At 46.3% G+C, this 17,232-nt stretch carries 6 protein-coding genes, 11 tRNA genes and 6 rRNA genes; 1 reads left to right on the plus strand and 22 read right to left on the minus strand.

Annotation, left to right across the window (positions count from 1 at the left end; translation table 11 throughout):
- Window positions 1-125 precede the first annotated feature (125 nt).
- On the plus strand, window positions 126-797 hold the full coding sequence (locus tag NSQ74_RS02860; RefSeq protein WP_340821415.1) for a LytTR family DNA-binding domain-containing protein: 672 nt from the start codon (window positions 126-128) through the stop codon (window positions 795-797).
- Window positions 798-1,001: 204 nt separating this feature from the next.
- On the opposite strand, the gene rrf (NSQ74_RS02865) is transcribed toward NSQ74_RS02860, so the two are convergent.
- From rrf (NSQ74_RS02865) to folP, 22 genes are all read right to left on the minus strand, one after another.
- Window positions 1,002-1,117, minus strand: a 5S ribosomal RNA gene (gene rrf, locus NSQ74_RS02865).
- Between the two features lie 71 nt (window positions 1,118-1,188).
- Window positions 1,189-4,116, minus strand: a 23S ribosomal RNA gene (locus NSQ74_RS02870).
- Window positions 4,117-4,341: 225 nt separating this feature from the next.
- A tRNA-Ala gene (locus tag NSQ74_RS02875) sits at window positions 4,342-4,417 on the minus strand.
- A 13-nt stretch (window positions 4,418-4,430) separates the two neighbouring features.
- Window positions 4,431-4,507, minus strand: a tRNA-Ile gene (locus NSQ74_RS02880).
- A gap of 96 nt (window positions 4,508-4,603) precedes the next feature.
- Window positions 4,604-6,155 (minus strand): 16S ribosomal RNA (locus NSQ74_RS02885).
- 142 nt (window positions 6,156-6,297) lie between these two features.
- Window positions 6,298-6,373: transfer RNA gene (locus tag NSQ74_RS02890), tRNA-Ala, on the minus strand.
- A gap of 22 nt (window positions 6,374-6,395) precedes the next feature.
- Window positions 6,396-6,472: transfer RNA gene (locus NSQ74_RS02895), tRNA-Pro, on the minus strand.
- Window positions 6,473-6,481: 9 nt separating this feature from the next.
- A tRNA-Arg gene (locus tag NSQ74_RS02900) sits at window positions 6,482-6,558 on the minus strand.
- Window positions 6,559-6,573: 15 nt separating this feature from the next.
- Window positions 6,574-6,662 (minus strand) — tRNA-Leu (locus tag NSQ74_RS02905).
- A gap of 5 nt (window positions 6,663-6,667) precedes the next feature.
- A tRNA-Gly gene (locus NSQ74_RS02910) sits at window positions 6,668-6,742 on the minus strand.
- Between the two features lie 46 nt (window positions 6,743-6,788).
- Window positions 6,789-6,873: transfer RNA gene (locus NSQ74_RS02915), tRNA-Leu, on the minus strand.
- A 22-nt stretch (window positions 6,874-6,895) separates the two neighbouring features.
- Window positions 6,896-6,971, minus strand: a tRNA-Lys gene (locus tag NSQ74_RS02920).
- A gap of 7 nt (window positions 6,972-6,978) precedes the next feature.
- Window positions 6,979-7,054: transfer RNA gene (locus NSQ74_RS02925), tRNA-Thr, on the minus strand.
- Window positions 7,055-7,057: 3 nt separating this feature from the next.
- Window positions 7,058-7,133: transfer RNA gene (locus NSQ74_RS02930), tRNA-Val, on the minus strand.
- 10 nt (window positions 7,134-7,143) lie between these two features.
- Window positions 7,144-7,259, minus strand: a 5S ribosomal RNA gene (gene rrf / locus NSQ74_RS02935).
- A 115-nt stretch (window positions 7,260-7,374) separates the two neighbouring features.
- Window positions 7,375-10,302: ribosomal RNA gene (locus NSQ74_RS02940) — 23S ribosomal RNA — on the minus strand.
- 180 nt (window positions 10,303-10,482) lie between these two features.
- Window positions 10,483-12,034 (minus strand): 16S ribosomal RNA (locus NSQ74_RS02945).
- Together the 16S, 23S and 5S rRNA genes with 11 tRNA genes alongside form the textbook arrangement of a ribosomal RNA operon.
- Window positions 12,035-12,585: 551 nt before the next feature.
- On the minus strand, window positions 12,586-14,088 hold the full coding sequence (lysS, locus tag NSQ74_RS02950) for a lysine--tRNA ligase (RefSeq protein ID WP_340821416.1): 1,503 nt from the start codon (window positions 14,086-14,088) through the stop codon (window positions 12,586-12,588).
- 237 nt (window positions 14,089-14,325) lie between these two features.
- Window positions 14,326-15,366, minus strand: coding sequence for a tRNA dihydrouridine synthase DusB (gene dusB / locus NSQ74_RS02955; protein ID WP_340821417.1), 1,041 nt, complete (start codon window positions 15,364-15,366; stop codon window positions 14,326-14,328).
- A 117-nt stretch (window positions 15,367-15,483) separates the two neighbouring features.
- The gene (folK, locus tag NSQ74_RS02960; RefSeq protein WP_340821418.1) at window positions 15,484-16,005 is read right to left on the minus strand and encodes a 2-amino-4-hydroxy-6-hydroxymethyldihydropteridine diphosphokinase; all 522 of its coding nucleotides are present in this window, start codon (window positions 16,003-16,005) and stop codon (window positions 15,484-15,486) included.
- Complete coding sequence (gene folB / locus NSQ74_RS02965) at window positions 16,005-16,370, minus strand: dihydroneopterin aldolase (protein WP_340821420.1); 366 nt, start codon at window positions 16,368-16,370, stop codon at window positions 16,005-16,007. Before folB ends, folK begins: the two co-directional genes overlap by 1 nt.
- Window positions 16,370-17,224 carry a dihydropteroate synthase gene (gene folP / locus NSQ74_RS02970; protein ID WP_340821422.1) on the minus strand — a complete coding sequence of 285 codons (855 nt, stop codon included), beginning with the start codon at window positions 17,222-17,224 and terminating at the stop codon, window positions 16,370-16,372. Before folP ends, folB begins: the two co-directional genes overlap by 1 nt.
- Window positions 17,225-17,232 lie beyond the last annotated feature (8 nt).

Here is a 17,232-nt window from a genome sequence, read left to right on the forward strand (position 1 = left end):
TTAATATATAACAGTACATCTGAATTTTCATTATTTTTAGATAAAATGCCGAATTTTAATGATGAAACTACCTTTTTTAACGACAAAATTTGGTAAACTGTTTACAAACAAGGGGGATAATCACAATGAATAATGAATTAGATTCTTTACAAAAAGATATTTCACAACAATTTATTACGATGTTACAAGACTGGATTCCAACAAATTCGTCCATCGCCATTGCTGTTCAAAACTCTTATATCTATTTTCACTCTGGATCGCACAGTATTCATTTAGAAGCAGGGCGGCAAGTCGAGCCAGGCAGTATTGCAGAGCAAGTATTACAAACAAAAAAGCGCACAGACGCAATCTTAGACAATACCTTATTTGGAACACCATATTACGGTATTGGCTATCCAATACATATACAGGACACGCTAGCTGCATTAGTAATTGTTTTACCTTCAACTTTTACAGCACAGAAATTAGAACCTTATCAATTTTTAACTGGTAAACGGGACGAAGAATGGAACCCTGTTGCCATTGAGAAAATATCTTATATCGAAAGCCTGCAGAAAAAGACATGGTTCTATGTAGAAAAGGAACAGTTTAAAACAAGTATTACACTCAAGGAGTTACAAATGCGCTTACCAGCATTTTTCATTCGCATTCATCGATCTTATATTGTTAATATTCATTTTATAAAAAAGATGGCGCGTGATCTCACTTCCAATTTTATCGTTACATTAAAAGACGGGACAGAACTACCAGTCAGCCAATCCTATCTCAATAACTTGCGAAACGCCCTTGAATTTTAATAGAGAAAATAAAAACAGCTGTATAAACAGCTGTTCCAGATTGTCAACGAGTGATACAAGACATTTACTACAATGAATCGCATTGTATTTTATTAAGACACTTCAAGTCTGTCGAATAGCCCCAATCTGATTTTGGCGGGGCTTATTCAGACAGACTGCTTTAAATACAAAAAAACCTGAGAATCTAATCTCAGGTTTTTATTTGCCTAGCGACGTCCTACTCTCACAGGGGGAAGCCCCCAACTACCATCGGCGCTAAAGAGCTTAACTTCCGTGTTCGGTATGGGAACGGGTGTGACCTCTTTGCCATCATCACTAGACCTTATATTTTGTTGAAAGATTTTGTTCTTTCAAAACTGGATAAACGGTTCATTGAATGTTTCAAACTTTTTTGGTTAAGTCCTCGATCGATTAGTATTCGTCAGCTCCATGTGTCACCACACTTCCACCTCGAACCTATCTACCTCATCGTCTTTGAGGGATCTTACTTACTTGCGTAATGGGAAATCTCATCTTGAGGGGGGCTTCATGCTTAGATGCTTTCAGCACTTATCCCGTCCACACATAGCTACCCAGCGATGCCTTTGGCAAGACAACTGGTACACCAGCGGTGTGTCCATCCCGGTCCTCTCGTACTAAGGACAGCTCCTCTCAAATTTCCTACGCCCACGACGGATAGGGACCGAACTGTCTCACGACGTTCTGAACCCAGCTCGCGTACCGCTTTAATGGGCGAACAGCCCAACCCTTGGGACCGACTACAGCCCCAGGATGCGATGAGCCGACATCGAGGTGCCAAACCTCCCCGTCGATGTGGACTCTTGGGGGAGATAAGCCTGTTATCCCCGGGGTAGCTTTTATCCGTTGAGCGATGGCCCTTCCATGCGGAACCACCGGATCACTAAGCCCGTCTTTCGACCCTGCTCGACTTGTAGGTCTCGCAGTCAAGCTCCCTTGTGCCTTTACACTCTACGAATGATTTCCAACCATTCTGAGGGAACCTTTGGGCGCCTCCGTTACCTTTTAGGAGGCGACCGCCCCAGTCAAACTGTCCGCCTGACACTGTCTCCTGCCCCGCTAAGGGGCATGGGTTAGAATTTCAATACAACCAGGGTAGTATCCCACCGACGCCTCCTTCGAAGCTGGCGCTCCGAGATCTCTGGCTCCTACCTATCCTGTACAAGTTGTACCAAAATTCAATATCAGGCTACAGTAAAGCTCCACGGGGTCTTTCCGTCCTGTCGCGGGTAACCTGCATCTTCACAGGTACTATAATTTCACCGAGTCTCTCGTTGAGACAGTGCCCAGATCGTTACGCCTTTCGTGCGGGTCGGAACTTACCCGACAAGGAATTTCGCTACCTTAGGACCGTTATAGTTACGGCCGCCGTTTACTGGGGCTTCAATTCGCAGCTTCGCTTGCGCTAACCACTCCTCTTAACCTTCCAGCACCGGGCAGGCGTCAGCCCCTATACGTCACCTTACGGTTTTGCAGAGACCTGTGTTTTTGCTAAACAGTCGCCTGGGCCTATTCACTGCGGCTCTCGTGCGCTTGCACGCTCAAGAGCACCCCTTCTCCCGAAGTTACGGGGTCATTTTGCCGAGTTCCTTAACGAGAGTTCTCTCGCACACCTTAGGATTCTCTCCTCGACTACCTGTGTCGGTTTGCGGTACGGGCACCTCTCACCTCGATAGAGGCTTTTCTTGGCAGTGTGAAATCAGGAACTTCGTCCATACGGACTCGCCATCACAGCTCAACGTTATAGTGTGCGGATTTGCCTACACACACGCCTTACTGCTTGGACGCGCACAACCAACGGCGCGCTTACCCTATCCTACTGCGTCCCCCCATTTCTCAAACGGTGAGGAGGTGGTACAGGAATATCAACCTGTTGTCCATCGCCTACGCCTATCGGCCTCGGCTTAGGTCCCGACTAACCCTGAGCGGACGAGCCTTCCTCAGGAAACCTTAGTCATACGGTGGACGGGATTCTCACCCGTCTTTCGCTACTCATACCGGCATTCTCACTTCTAAGCGCTCCACCAGTCCTTCCGGTCTGACTTCAACGCACTTAGAACGCTCTCCTACCACTGACATCGTAGATGTCAATCCACAGCTTCGGTGAATCGTTTAGCCCCGATACATTTTCGGCGCAGCGTCACTCGACCAGTGAGCTATTACGCACTCTTTAAATGATGGCTGCTTCTAAGCCAACATCCTGGTTGTCTGTGCAACGCCACATCCTTTTCCACTTAACGATTACTTTGGGACCTTAGCTGGTGGTCTGGGCTGTTTCCCTTTTGACTACGGATCTTATCACTCGCAGTCTGACTCCCGTGTATAAATATCTGGCATTCGGAGTTTGTCTGAATTCGGTAAACCGGGATGGCCCCCTAGTCCAAACAGTGCTCTACCTCCAGTATTCTCATCACGAGGCTAGCCCTAAAGCTATTTCGGAGAGAACCAGCTATCTCCAAGTTCGATTGGAATTTCTCCGCTACCCACACCTCATCCCCGCACTTTTCAACGTGCGTGGGTTCGGGCCTCCAGTAAGTGTTACCTCACCTTCACCCTGGACATGGGTAGATCACCTGGTTTCGGGTCTACGACCACGTACTAATTCGCCCTATTCAGACTCGCTTTCGCTGCGGCTCCGCCTTATAAAGCTTAACCTCGCACGTAATCGTAACTCGCCGGTTCATTCTACAAAAGGCACGCTATCACCCATTAACGGGCTCTAACTACTTGTAGGCACACGGTTTCAGGATCTCTTTCACTCCCCTTCCGGGGTGCTTTTCACCTTTCCCTCACGGTACTGGTTCACTATCGGTCACTAGGTAGTATTTAGCCTTGGGAGATGGTCCTCCCGGATTCCGACGGAATTTCACGTGTTCCGCCGTACTCAGGATCCACTCTGGAGGGAATAAACTTTCGACTACAGGGCTTTTACCTGCTCTGGCGGACCTTTCCAAGTCGCTTCATCTAACTCATTCCTTTGTAACTCCGTATAGAGTGTCCTACAACCCCAAGAGGCAAGCCTCTTGGTTTGGGCTCTTCCCGTTTCGCTCGCCGCTACTCAGGGAATCGATTTTTCTTTCTCTTCCTCCAGGTACTTAGATGTTTCAGTTCCCTGGGTCTGCCTTCAAGACGCTATGTATTCACGTCAAGATACTACGCGATTAAACGTAGTGGGTTCCCCCATTCGGAAATCTCCGGATCAAAGCTCACTTACAGCTCCCCGAAGCATATCGGTGTTAGTGCCGTCCTTCTTCGGCTCCTAGTGCCAAGGCATTCGCCGTGCGCCCTTAATAACTTAACCTTCAACGGCTTCCAATCCACTGCGCATTTCGTTGTCAGCTTCTTTCGTTCAGTCAGTCACGTACGTAAGTACGCTCCTTCTTTCACTCAATTGCTTCCTAGAACTGCTTGTGTCTTGAAACCCTATTATTAGTTATTAAGCCTAAAAAACTTAATTTAAAAATAAATGTGTTTGTTACAATTTCAATGTCGTTTTATCCAGTTTTCAAAGAACAAATAAAAAAATTGGTGGAGCCTAGCGGGATCGAACCGCTGACCTCCTGCGTGCAAGGCAGGCGCTCTCCCAGCTGAGCTAAGGCCCCAAGAGGTTATATATGGTGGGCCTAAATGGACTCGAACCATCGACCTCACGCTTATCAGGCGTGCGCTCTAACCAGCTGAGCTATAGGCCCTCTTGGAAGTTTTATAAAATTGTTTATAAACCTTCAAAACTGAACGCAAAACGTAATCTTACAAACCCAAGGTTTGTATTCCGAAAATATCCTTAGAAAGGAGGTGATCCAGCCGCACCTTCCGATACGGCTACCTTGTTACGACTTCACCCCAATCATCTATCCCACCTTCGGCGGCTGGCTCCAAAAGGTTACCTCACCGACTTCGGGTGTTACAAACTCTCGTGGTGTGACGGGCGGTGTGTACAAGGCCCGGGAACGTATTCACCGCGGCATGCTGATCCGCGATTACTAGCGATTCCGGCTTCATGTAGGCGAGTTGCAGCCTACAATCCGAACTGAGAACGACTTTATCGGATTAGCTCCCTCTCGCGAGTTGGCAACCGTTTGTATCGTCCATTGTAGCACGTGTGTAGCCCAGGTCATAAGGGGCATGATGATTTGACGTCATCCCCACCTTCCTCCGGTTTGTCACCGGCAGTCACCTTAGAGTGCCCAACTAAATGATGGCAACTAAGATCAAGGGTTGCGCTCGTTGCGGGACTTAACCCAACATCTCACGACACGAGCTGACGACAACCATGCACCACCTGTCACCGTTGTCCCCGAAGGGAAAACTGTATCTCTACAGTGGTCAATGGGATGTCAAGACCTGGTAAGGTTCTTCGCGTTGCTTCGAATTAAACCACATGCTCCACCGCTTGTGCGGGCCCCCGTCAATTCCTTTGAGTTTCAGTCTTGCGACCGTACTCCCCAGGCGGAGTGCTTAATGCGTTAGCTGCAGCACTAAGGGGCGGAAACCCCCTAACACTTAGCACTCATCGTTTACGGCGTGGACTACCAGGGTATCTAATCCTGTTTGCTCCCCACGCTTTCGCGCCTCAGTGTCAGTTACAGACCAGATAGTCGCCTTCGCCACTGGTGTTCCTCCAAATCTCTACGCATTTCACCGCTACACTTGGAATTCCACTATCCTCTTCTGCACTCAAGTCTCCCAGTTTCCAATGACCCTCCACGGTTGAGCCGTGGGCTTTCACATCAGACTTAAGAAACCACCTGCGCGCGCTTTACGCCCAATAATTCCGGACAACGCTTGCCACCTACGTATTACCGCGGCTGCTGGCACGTAGTTAGCCGTGGCTTTCTAATAAGGTACCGTCAAGGTACAGCCAGTTACTACTGTACTTGTTCTTCCCTTACAACAGAGTTTTACGAACCGAAATCCTTCTTCACTCACGCGGCGTTGCTCCATCAGGCTTTCGCCCATTGTGGAAGATTCCCTACTGCTGCCTCCCGTAGGAGTCTGGGCCGTGTCTCAGTCCCAGTGTGGCCGATCACCCTCTCAGGTCGGCTACGCATCGTCGCCTTGGTGAGCCGTTACCTCACCAACTAGCTAATGCGCCGCGGGCCCATCCTATAGCGACAGCCGAAACCGTCTTTTAGAATTGTCTCATGAGAGACAACAAGTTATTCGGTATTAGCCCCGGTTTCCCGGAGTTATCCCAAACTATAGGGTAGGTTGCCCACGTGTTACTCACCCGTCCGCCGCTAACGTCAAAGGAGCAAGCTCCTTATCTGTTCGCTCGACTTGCATGTATTAGGCACGCCGCCAGCGTTCGTCCTGAGCCAGGATCAAACTCTCCATAAAAGAAATTTGATTAGCTCAAATTGTTTTGCTGGCATCAATTTTGATGTCCAAAATTTTGTTTCGTTCACTAACGAAGTTAGCTACTAAAAACTATATTGATTACGTTTTGCTTGTTCAGTTTTCAAGGTTCATTTATTGTAATTGGTGGAGCCTAGCGGGATCGAACCGCTGACCTCCTGCGTGCAAGGCAGGCGCTCTCCCAGCTGAGCTAAGGCCCCATAAATTCATGTATTTAGGAAATGGTCGGGAAGACAGGATTCGAACCTGCGACCCCTTGGTCCCAAACCAAGTGCTCTACCAAGCTGAGCTACTTCCCGTTCATTTATTGGCGCGCCCGGCAGGAGTCGAACCCACAACCTTCTGATCCGTAGTCAGACGCTCTATCCAATTGAGCTACGGGCGCTTAATATTTAAAAAATGGTGCCGAGGGCCGGAATCGAACCGGCACGGTAGTCACCTACCGCAGGATTTTAAGTCCTGTGCGTCTGCCAGTTCCGCCACCCCGGCACATTTGGAGCGGAAGACGAGGTTCGAACTCGCGACCCCCACCTTGGCAAGGTGGTGTTCTACCACTGAACTACTTCCGCATGTGCATAAGATTATTTATCCTGGCAATTATGAAATTAAAATAAATGGTGCGGGTGAAGGGAGTCGAACCCCCACGCCTCGCGGCGCTAGATCCTAAGTCTAGTGCGTCTGCCAATTCCGCCACACCCGCATATTATTGTTGGCAATTTAAATGGTGAGCCATGAAGGACTCGAACCTTCGACCCTCTGATTAAAAGTCAGATGCTCTACCAACTGAGCTAATGGCTCAAAAAAATGGTGCCGGCTATAGGAATCGAACCCACGACCTACTGATTACAAGTCAGTTGCTCTACCTGCTGAGCTAAACCGGCATATGGTGGAGGATGACGGGCTCGAACCGCCGACCCTCTGCTTGTAAGGCAGATGCTCTCCCAGCTGAGCTAATCCTCCTGGGTATTATGCCTAGCGACGTCCTACTCTCACAGGGGGAAGCCCCCAACTACCATCGGCGCTAAAGAGCTTAACTTCCGTGTTCGGTATGGGAACGGGTGTGACCTCTTTGCCATCATCACTAGACTATTTAAAAGACAAGATTCATTATAACATAAAATGTTATAAATGCAAGCTTTTTTCAAAGCTTTCTTGTTCTTTCAAAACTGGATAAACGTTTCATTGAATGTTTCAAACTTTTTTGGTTAAGTCCTCGATCGATTAGTATTCGTCAGCTCCATGTGTCACCACACTTCCACCTCGAACCTATCTACCTCATCGTCTTTGAGGGATCTTACTTACTTGCGTAATGGGAAATCTCATCTTGAGGGGGGCTTCATGCTTAGATGCTTTCAGCACTTATCCCGTCCACACATAGCTACCCAGCGATGCCTTTGGCAAGACAACTGGTACACCAGCGGTGTGTCCATCCCGGTCCTCTCGTACTAAGGACAGCTCCTCTCAAATTTCCTACGCCCACGACGGATAGGGACCGAACTGTCTCACGACGTTCTGAACCCAGCTCGCGTACCGCTTTAATGGGCGAACAGCCCAACCCTTGGGACCGACTACAGCCCCAGGATGCGATGAGCCGACATCGAGGTGCCAAACCTCCCCGTCGATGTGGACTCTTGGGGGAGATAAGCCTGTTATCCCCGGGGTAGCTTTTATCCGTTGAGCGATGGCCCTTCCATGCGGAACCACCGGATCACTAAGCCCGTCTTTCGACCCTGCTCGACTTGTAGGTCTCGCAGTCAAGCTCCCTTGTGCCTTTACACTCTACGAATGATTTCCAACCATTCTGAGGGAACCTTTGGGCGCCTCCGTTACCTTTTAGGAGGCGACCGCCCCAGTCAAACTGTCCGCCTGACACTGTCTCCTGCCCCGCTAAGGGGCATGGGTTAGAATTTCAATACAACCAGGGTAGTATCCCACCGACGCCTCCTTCGAAGCTGGCGCTCCGAGATCTCTGGCTCCTACCTATCCTGTACAAGTTGTACCAAAATTCAATATCAGGCTACAGTAAAGCTCCACGGGGTCTTTCCGTCCTGTCGCGGGTAACCTGCATCTTCACAGGTACTATAATTTCACCGAGTCTCTCGTTGAGACAGTGCCCAGATCGTTACGCCTTTCGTGCGGGTCGGAACTTACCCGACAAGGAATTTCGCTACCTTAGGACCGTTATAGTTACGGCCGCCGTTTACTGGGGCTTCAATTCGCAGCTTCGCTTGCGCTAACCACTCCTCTTAACCTTCCAGCACCGGGCAGGCGTCAGCCCCTATACGTCACCTTACGGTTTTGCAGAGACCTGTGTTTTTGCTAAACAGTCGCCTGGGCCTATTCACTGCGGCTCTCGTGCGCTTGCACGCTCAAGAGCACCCCTTCTCCCGAAGTTACGGGGTCATTTTGCCGAGTTCCTTAACGAGAGTTCTCTCGCACACCTTAGGATTCTCTCCTCGACTACCTGTGTCGGTTTGCGGTACGGGCACCTCTCACCTCGATAGAGGCTTTTCTTGGCAGTGTGAAATCAGGAACTTCGTCCATACGGACTCGCCATCACAGCTCAACGTTACAGTGTGCGGATTTGCCTACACACACGCCTTACTGCTTGGACGCGCACAACCAACGGCGCGCTTACCCTATCCTACTGCGTCCCCCCATTTCTCAAACGGTGAGGAGGTGGTACAGGAATATCAACCTGTTGTCCATCGCCTACGCCTATCGGCCTCGGCTTAGGTCCCGACTAACCCTGAGCGGACGAGCCTTCCTCAGGAAACCTTAGTCATACGGTGGACGGGATTCTCACCCGTCTTTCGCTACTCATACCGGCATTCTCACTTCTAAGCGCTCCACCAGTCCTTCCGGTCTGACTTCAACGCACTTAGAACGCTCTCCTACCACTGACATCGTAGATGTCAATCCACAGCTTCGGTGAATCGTTTAGCCCCGATACATTTTCGGCGCAGCGTCACTCGACCAGTGAGCTATTACGCACTCTTTAAATGATGGCTGCTTCTAAGCCAACATCCTGGTTGTCTGTGCAACGCCACATCCTTTTCCACTTAACGATTACTTTGGGACCTTAGCTGGTGGTCTGGGCTGTTTCCCTTTTGACTACGGATCTTATCACTCGCAGTCTGACTCCCGTGTATAAATATCTGGCATTCGGAGTTTGTCTGAATTCGGTAAACCGGGATGGCCCCCTAGTCCAAACAGTGCTCTACCTCCAGTATTCTCATCACGAGGCTAGCCCTAAAGCTATTTCGGAGAGAACCAGCTATCTCCAAGTTCGATTGGAATTTCTCCGCTACCCACACCTCATCCCCGCACTTTTCAACGTGCGTGGGTTCGGGCCTCCAGTAAGTGTTACCTCACCTTCACCCTGGACATGGGTAGATCACCTGGTTTCGGGTCTACGACCACGTACTAATTCGCCCTATTCAGACTCGCTTTCGCTGCGGCTCCGCCTTATAAAGCTTAACCTCGCACGTAATCGTAACTCGCCGGTTCATTCTACAAAAGGCACGCTATCACCCATTAACGGGCTCTAACTACTTGTAGGCACACGGTTTCAGGATCTCTTTCACTCCCCTTCCGGGGTGCTTTTCACCTTTCCCTCACGGTACTGGTTCACTATCGGTCACTAGGTAGTATTTAGCCTTGGGAGATGGTCCTCCCGGATTCCGACGGAATTTCACGTGTTCCGCCGTACTCAGGATCCACTCTGGAGGGAATAAACTTTCGACTACAGGGCTTTTACCTGCTCTGGCGGACCTTTCCAAGTCGCTTCATCTAACTCATTCCTTTGTAACTCCGTATAGAGTGTCCTACAACCCCAAGAGGCAAGCCTCTTGGTTTGGGCTCTTCCCGTTTCGCTCGCCGCTACTCAGGGAATCGATTTTTCTTTCTCTTCCTCCAGGTACTTAGATGTTTCAGTTCCCTGGGTCTGCCTTCAAGACGCTATGTATTCACGTCAAGATACTACGCGATTAAACGTAGTGGGTTCCCCCATTCGGAAATCTCCGGATCAAAGCTCACTTACAGCTCCCCGAAGCATATCGGTGTTAGTGCCGTCCTTCTTCGGCTCCTAGTGCCAAGGCATTCGCCGTGCGCCCTTAATAACTTAACCTAGTTATTAAGCCTATAAAAAACTTAAAAAAATAAATGTGTTTGTTACAATTTCAATGTCGTTTTATCCAGTTTTCAAAGAACAAGTTTTGAAGTATTTCATCGTAATGATGAACCTTCAAAACTGAACGCAAAACGTAATCTTACAAACCCAAGGTTTGTATTCCGAAAATATCCTTAGAAAGGAGGTGATCCAGCCGCACCTTCCGATACGGCTACCTTGTTACGACTTCACCCCAATCATCTATCCCACCTTCGGCGGCTGGCTCCAAAAGGTTACCTCACCGACTTCGGGTGTTACAAACTCTCGTGGTGTGACGGGCGGTGTGTACAAGGCCCGGGAACGTATTCACCGCGGCATGCTGATCCGCGATTACTAGCGATTCCGGCTTCATGTAGGCGAGTTGCAGCCTACAATCCGAACTGAGAACGACTTTATCGGATTAGCTCCCTCTCGCGAGTTGGCAACCGTTTGTATCGTCCATTGTAGCACGTGTGTAGCCCAGGTCATAAGGGGCATGATGATTTGACGTCATCCCCACCTTCCTCCGGTTTGTCACCGGCAGTCACCTTAGAGTGCCCAACTAAATGATGGCAACTAAGATCAAGGGTTGCGCTCGTTGCGGGACTTAACCCAACATCTCACGACACGAGCTGACGACAACCATGCACCACCTGTCACCGTTGTCCCCGAAGGGAAAACTGTATCTCTACAGTGGTCAATGGGATGTCAAGACCTGGTAAGGTTCTTCGCGTTGCTTCGAATTAAACCACATGCTCCACCGCTTGTGCGGGCCCCCGTCAATTCCTTTGAGTTTCAGTCTTGCGACCGTACTCCCCAGGCGGAGTGCTTAATGCGTTAGCTGCAGCACTAAGGGGCGGAAACCCCCTAACACTTAGCACTCATCGTTTACGGCGTGGACTACCAGGGTATCTAATCCTGTTTGCTCCCCACGCTTTCGCGCCTCAGTGTCAGTTACAGACCAGATAGTCGCCTTCGCCACTGGTGTTCCTCCAAATCTCTACGCATTTCACCGCTACACTTGGAATTCCACTATCCTCTTCTGCACTCAAGTCTCCCAGTTTCCAATGACCCTCCACGGTTGAGCCGTGGGCTTTCACATCAGACTTAAGAAACCACCTGCGCGCGCTTTACGCCCAATAATTCCGGACAACGCTTGCCACCTACGTATTACCGCGGCTGCTGGCACGTAGTTAGCCGTGGCTTTCTAATAAGGTACCGTCAAGGTACAGCCAGTTACTACTGTACTTGTTCTTCCCTTACAACAGAGTTTTACGAACCGAAATCCTTCTTCACTCACGCGGCGTTGCTCCATCAGGCTTTCGCCCATTGTGGAAGATTCCCTACTGCTGCCTCCCGTAGGAGTCTGGGCCGTGTCTCAGTCCCAGTGTGGCCGATCACCCTCTCAGGTCGGCTACGCATCGTCGCCTTGGTGAGCCGTTACCTCACCAACTAGCTAATGCGCCGCGGGCCCATCCTATAGCGACAGCCGAAACCGTCTTTTAGAATTGTCTCATGAGAGACAACAAGTTATTCGGTATTAGCCCCGGTTTCCCGGAGTTATCCCAAACTATAGGGTAGGTTGCCCACGTGTTACTCACCCGTCCGCCGCTAACGTCAAAGGAGCAAGCTCCTTATCTGTTCGCTCGACTTGCATGTATTAGGCACGCCGCCAGCGTTCGTCCTGAGCCAGGATCAAACTCTCCATAAAAGAAATTTGATTAGCTCAAATTGTTTTGCTGGCATCAATTTTGATGTCCAAAATTTTGTTTCGTTCACTAACGAAGTTAGCTACTAAAAACTATATTGATTACGTTTTGCTTGTTCAGTTTTCAAGGTTCATTTCGTTACCAGTTATTTTCAGTAACTTTTATATAATAACATTTTCGATTTTCTTTGTCAACAACTTTTTGAAATATTTTATTTCCTTAAGAAGTGACAACTTTTAAATCTTACCACTATGTAATGTTGGTGTCAACACTTTTTTTGTGATGTTATTAATAGTTTGTAATACTTAATGTTGCGTCGTCTTAGCGACAAGTAATAATTTAACACGATTCTATAATCTCTGCAAGTGTTTTTCTACAAAAATATCATTTTATAAAAAAAACGTCATTAGTAAGCTATTAATAGCTTATTCTAGCTACAATGTTTTTGCATTTATTGTTCCTCTAAAACATTAATTTTACTATACCTCTGTTTTTGTAATTTCACAATAAAATAAGGAGACCCTTTTTATAAAGGATCTCCTTATATAAGATATTATTTTGTAGTGTGGCGCATTGTTGGGAATAATAATACGTCACGAATTGATGGAGAGTTTGTAAGAAGCATGATTAAACGGTCGATACCTATACCTAAACCACCTGTTGGCGGCATACCGAATTCTAAAGCTTCAATAAAGTCATTATCCATTTCGTGTGCTTCGTCATTACCAGCTTCTTTTTCAGCTAATTGCGCCTCAAAGCGTTCGCGTTGATCGATTGGGTCATTTAGTTCTGTAAAGGCATTTGCATGCTCACGTCGCACGATAAACAACTCAAAACGATCTGTAAAACGCTCGTCCTCTGGATTTTTCTTCGCTAAAGGAGAGATTTCTACTGGGTGACCGAACACGAATGTTGGTTGTACAAGAGTTTCTTCTACTTTTTGCTCGAAGAATTCGTTAATAATATGGCCGACTTCATGCGCAGCCTTTACTTCTACTCCATGCTCTTGAGCAAGTGCCTGAGCTTGTTCTTTCGTCATCGGTTGCCAGAAATCTACACCTGTAGCTTCTTTAACAGCATCTACCATGTGAACACGTCTCCAACCAACTGCTAGGTTGATTTCATCTTCACCGTATTGAACTAACGTTGTACCAAGTACTTCTTGTGCTACATGTGCAATTAAGTTTTCTGTTAATGACATAATATCTTTGTAGTCCGCGTAAGCTTCGTACAGTTCAATCATTGTGAACTCTGGATTATGACGAGTTGAGATACCTTCGTTACGGAATACACGACCGATTTCATAGACTTTTTCTAGTCCACCAACGATTAAACGTTTTAAGTGCAACTCGATAGCGATACGCATATATAGTTCCATATCAAGTGCGTTGTGGTGAGTAATGAATGGACGAGCCGCTGCACCACCAGCAATAGTATGAAGCATTGGTGTTTCCACCTCTAAATAACCTGCGTTATCTAAATAGTTACGAATAGCACGGATAATTTTAGAACGTGTAATAAATGTATTTTTGCTATCTTCATTTGTCATTAAATCTAAATAACGTTGACGGTAACGTTGTTCTACATCTTGTAAGCCATGGAATTTTTCAGGCATAGGACGTAGCGCTTTTGTTAGGAATGTAAATCCTTCAGCTTTTACTGAAAGTTCTCCCACTTGCGTACGGAATACGTTACCACGTACACCAACGATATCGCCTAGGTCAGCTTGTTTAAATAAGTTATAAGCATCTTCACCAACATGGTCCTGGCGAACGTAGATTTGAATTTGGCCACCTAAATCTTGAATATGTGCAAATCCAGCTTTCCCTTTACCGCGCTTTGTCATAATACGACCTGCGATAATAACTTCTTGTAAGTTTTCTTCTAGCTGTTCTTTTGTTTGATCTGCGAATTGTTCACGCACTTCTGTAGATAAATGTGTACGTTCAAATCGACTACCAAATGGATCTTGTCCGTTCTCTTGAATAGCAGTCATCTTTTGACGTCTCACCAAAAGCTGATCATTTAACTCTTCTATGTTTGACACTTGTTTCACTCCTTATTAAATTGTCCGCGTTTACGTCCATAATATTTCTATTGTACACAATTTTAAAGCTGTATTCATCTGTTTCGGTTTAATTTCCAAAAGAGTTAAAATTATTAATAATTCTAAAAATTAAAGTGAGCATAAAAAGTTTTATTCCTTATACACTAGTTTGTTCTATATCTTTCTTTCCATGAATCACATAAAAAAGAGGCATCTCAAAATAAAATTGAGACGCCTCTTTTCACTTTATACGATTAATTCTTTCTGCTCTGGCACAAAAATTCCAGACTCAAGCTCTTCATATTCTTGCACAATCCCATTTAGTATAGCACGTAGCTCTACTGCTGTTTCCGTTTGGTTAATGGCACTACGAGCTTTACCATTACCGCGAATACCTTTTAAATACCATGATGCGTGTTTACGCATTTCGCGCACAGCCACACTCTCGCCTTTTAGTTGCAATAGACGTTCAAAGTGCAATAAACATACATCCATTTTTTCACGAACCCCAGGCTCGTCTTTTAACTCACCTGTTTCAAGATATTGAACGGTACGATAAATCATCCATGGATTACCTAATGCCGCACGTCCTATCATAACCGCATCCACACCCGTTGTATCAAGCATACGTTTTGCATCTTGCGGTGTTTCAACGTCACCATTGCCAAGCACAGGAATATTTACATTTTCCTTTACTTGACGAATAACATCCCAATTCGCTTTACCTTCATACATTTGCACACGGGTACGACCATGAACCGCTACCGCTGAAGCGCCAGCACGTTCTACAGCTTGTGCGTTTTCTATAGCAAAGACATGCTCATCATCCCAGCCGATACGCATTTTTACGCTGACTGGCTTTTTCACAGCATCTACAACTGATGCTACCATTTCGTAAATTTTATTTGGATCTAAAAGTAAACGAGCGCCTGCTTCACACTTAATAATTTTATTAACCGGACAGCCCATATTAATATCAATAATGTCAGCAGTTGTGTTTTCGTCTACATACTTCGCCGCTTCTACTAATGTCGTTTTATCTCCACCAAAAATTTGTAATGAAAGGGGGTTTTCTCGTTCATCGATATACAGCATACCTAACGTTTTTTCGTTTTTATTAACGATCCCTTTATCACTAATCATTTCGGCATACACAAGCCCTGCTCCGAATTCTTTTACTGTTAATCGGAAAGCAGAGTTACAAATCCCAGCCATTGGTGCTAAGACGACACGGTTGTCCATGACAATATCGCCAATTTGAAACGGCTTCTCAGTTGTCTGACTCAACGTCGATTTCCTCCTTCTACGGGCTTTTACCCTACATTCCTAAAGATCTATTGTTAATGCTTAGACAGTTATTGTTAAGTTAACCACAAATAATAAGGCATCACCCACTTATGCTCGCTACTTCATAGACGGCATAAATCTCGTATCCGATGATTCCTTCCACAGCATTATGCCTTCCTCTTGGCAATTTAACTGTTTCAGCGTTTCATGCGCTCGTTGTAATTGCTCTCCTACTGGTGTAGGCGTAATTTCTATTAGTGGCACTAATACGAAAGCTCGTTCATACATTCTTGGATGTGGCACAAGCAAACTCTCTGTTTCAATATTTTCGTGATTGTAGAGCAAAATGTCAAGGTCAATGATTCGAGGTCCCCATCGAAACTCTCTAACACGACCTAGCTCATTCTCTACTGACTGACAAACCTTTAGCATTTCCGAAGAAGAGTAGCTCGTTCTAATATAAACCGCAATATTTAAAAAATCCGCTTGGTCAGTGTAACCTACAGCCGCTGTTTCATATATAGAAGATATACGGACAACCTCTACCCCTTCTTCTCCTATCAAAAGTTCGATAGCATGCTGAAGGTTTTCATAGCGTTCACCAATATTTGTTCCAATTGATAGATATACATCATTCATTAGAAATCACCTCTAATAAGCTCAACTGAAACTTCTTTATAATAACCATGTATTGGAGGATCTGGTTTGATGAGCTCAACTCGAACACCTTTCACCTTGTCAGGATAAGCAGAAAGTATACTGTTTGCAATTTTCGATACAAGTGCTTCAATTAACTTAAATGGTTCACCTTCAACAATGTCACGACATAGCTCATACACTTCCGCATAATTTACAGTGTACTTTAAATCATCTGTTTCTCCCGCCTCGGTCATATCAACTGCAAGCGAAACATTGGCACGAAAGCGTTGACCAAGTGTTGTTTCTGCCGCTAAAACACCGTGGTAACCATAAAACTGCATGTCCTTTAAATGAATATAGTCCATTATGCTTCCTCCTCATATACACGTTTGCCGACTAACACATCTGTCATCTGCGAAGCACGTGCCATTTCCTTCACATCATGCACACGAATCATATGGCAGCCTTTTTCAATACCGTAAACAACGGTTGCAGTCGTACCTTCTATTCGTTCTTCTACAGGAAGCTGTAATACATTGCCGATCATCGATTTACGTGAAGTTGCTAATAACACCGGGTAACCCATGTCCACTAAATCAGCAAGATGCTGCATCATTGCAATATTATGGGGTGTTGTTTTAGCAAACCCAATACCTGGATCTAAAATAATATGCGTGTCCGGCACACCCGCCTTTTTCGCAATTGCGATACTTTCTTCAAGATCAGCCTTTGCTGTTTTCCAAAAATCAGTTCCGTAGTCCATATTTTCACGATTATGCATTAAAATTATAGGTACATTTAGTTCTGCAGCAACCTGTGCAATTGCAGGTTCTGACTTTGCACCCCAAATATCGTTAATAATGTGCGCACCCGCTTCAATTGCGGCACGCGCTACGTTTGCTTTATAAGTATCAACTGAAATAATCGCTGGCACTTCTGCTATGAGTGCCTGAATTACTGGTACAATGCGAGCAATTTCATCTTCATCAGAAATGCGCTCATAGCCAGGGCGTGTCGATTCTCCGCCTACATCAATAATTTTCGCACCATCAGCGACCATTTTTTTAGCTTGTTCTACTGCCGCCTCGACGTTATTGTATTTTCCTCCATCTGAAAAAGAATCCGGAGTGACATTTAAAATACCCATTACGTATGTTTCGCTTGTATAGTCTAATGTAATCCCGTTAATCGTTAACGGTGTTATATATTTTTCTAGCATTTTGACGC

Source organism: Lysinibacillus sp. FSL W8-0992, assembly GCF_038008685.1.
Taxonomy (GTDB): Bacteria; Bacillota; Bacilli; order Bacillales_A; family Planococcaceae; genus Lysinibacillus.

Coding starts and splice junctions, on each gene's coding strand:
- folB (WP_340821420.1), bottom strand. CDS start 16,370: ATGGACTATATTCATTTAAAGGACATGCAGTTTTATGGTTACCACGGT.
- folK (WP_340821418.1), bottom strand. CDS start 16,005: ATGAATGATGTATATCTATCAATTGGAACAAATATTGGTGAACGCTAT.
- folP (WP_340821422.1), bottom strand. CDS start 17,224: ATGCTAGAAAAATATATAACACCGTTAACGATTAACGGGATTACATTA.
- NSQ74_RS02860 (WP_340821415.1), top strand. CDS start 126: ATGAATAATGAATTAGATTCTTTACAAAAAGATATTTCACAACAATTT.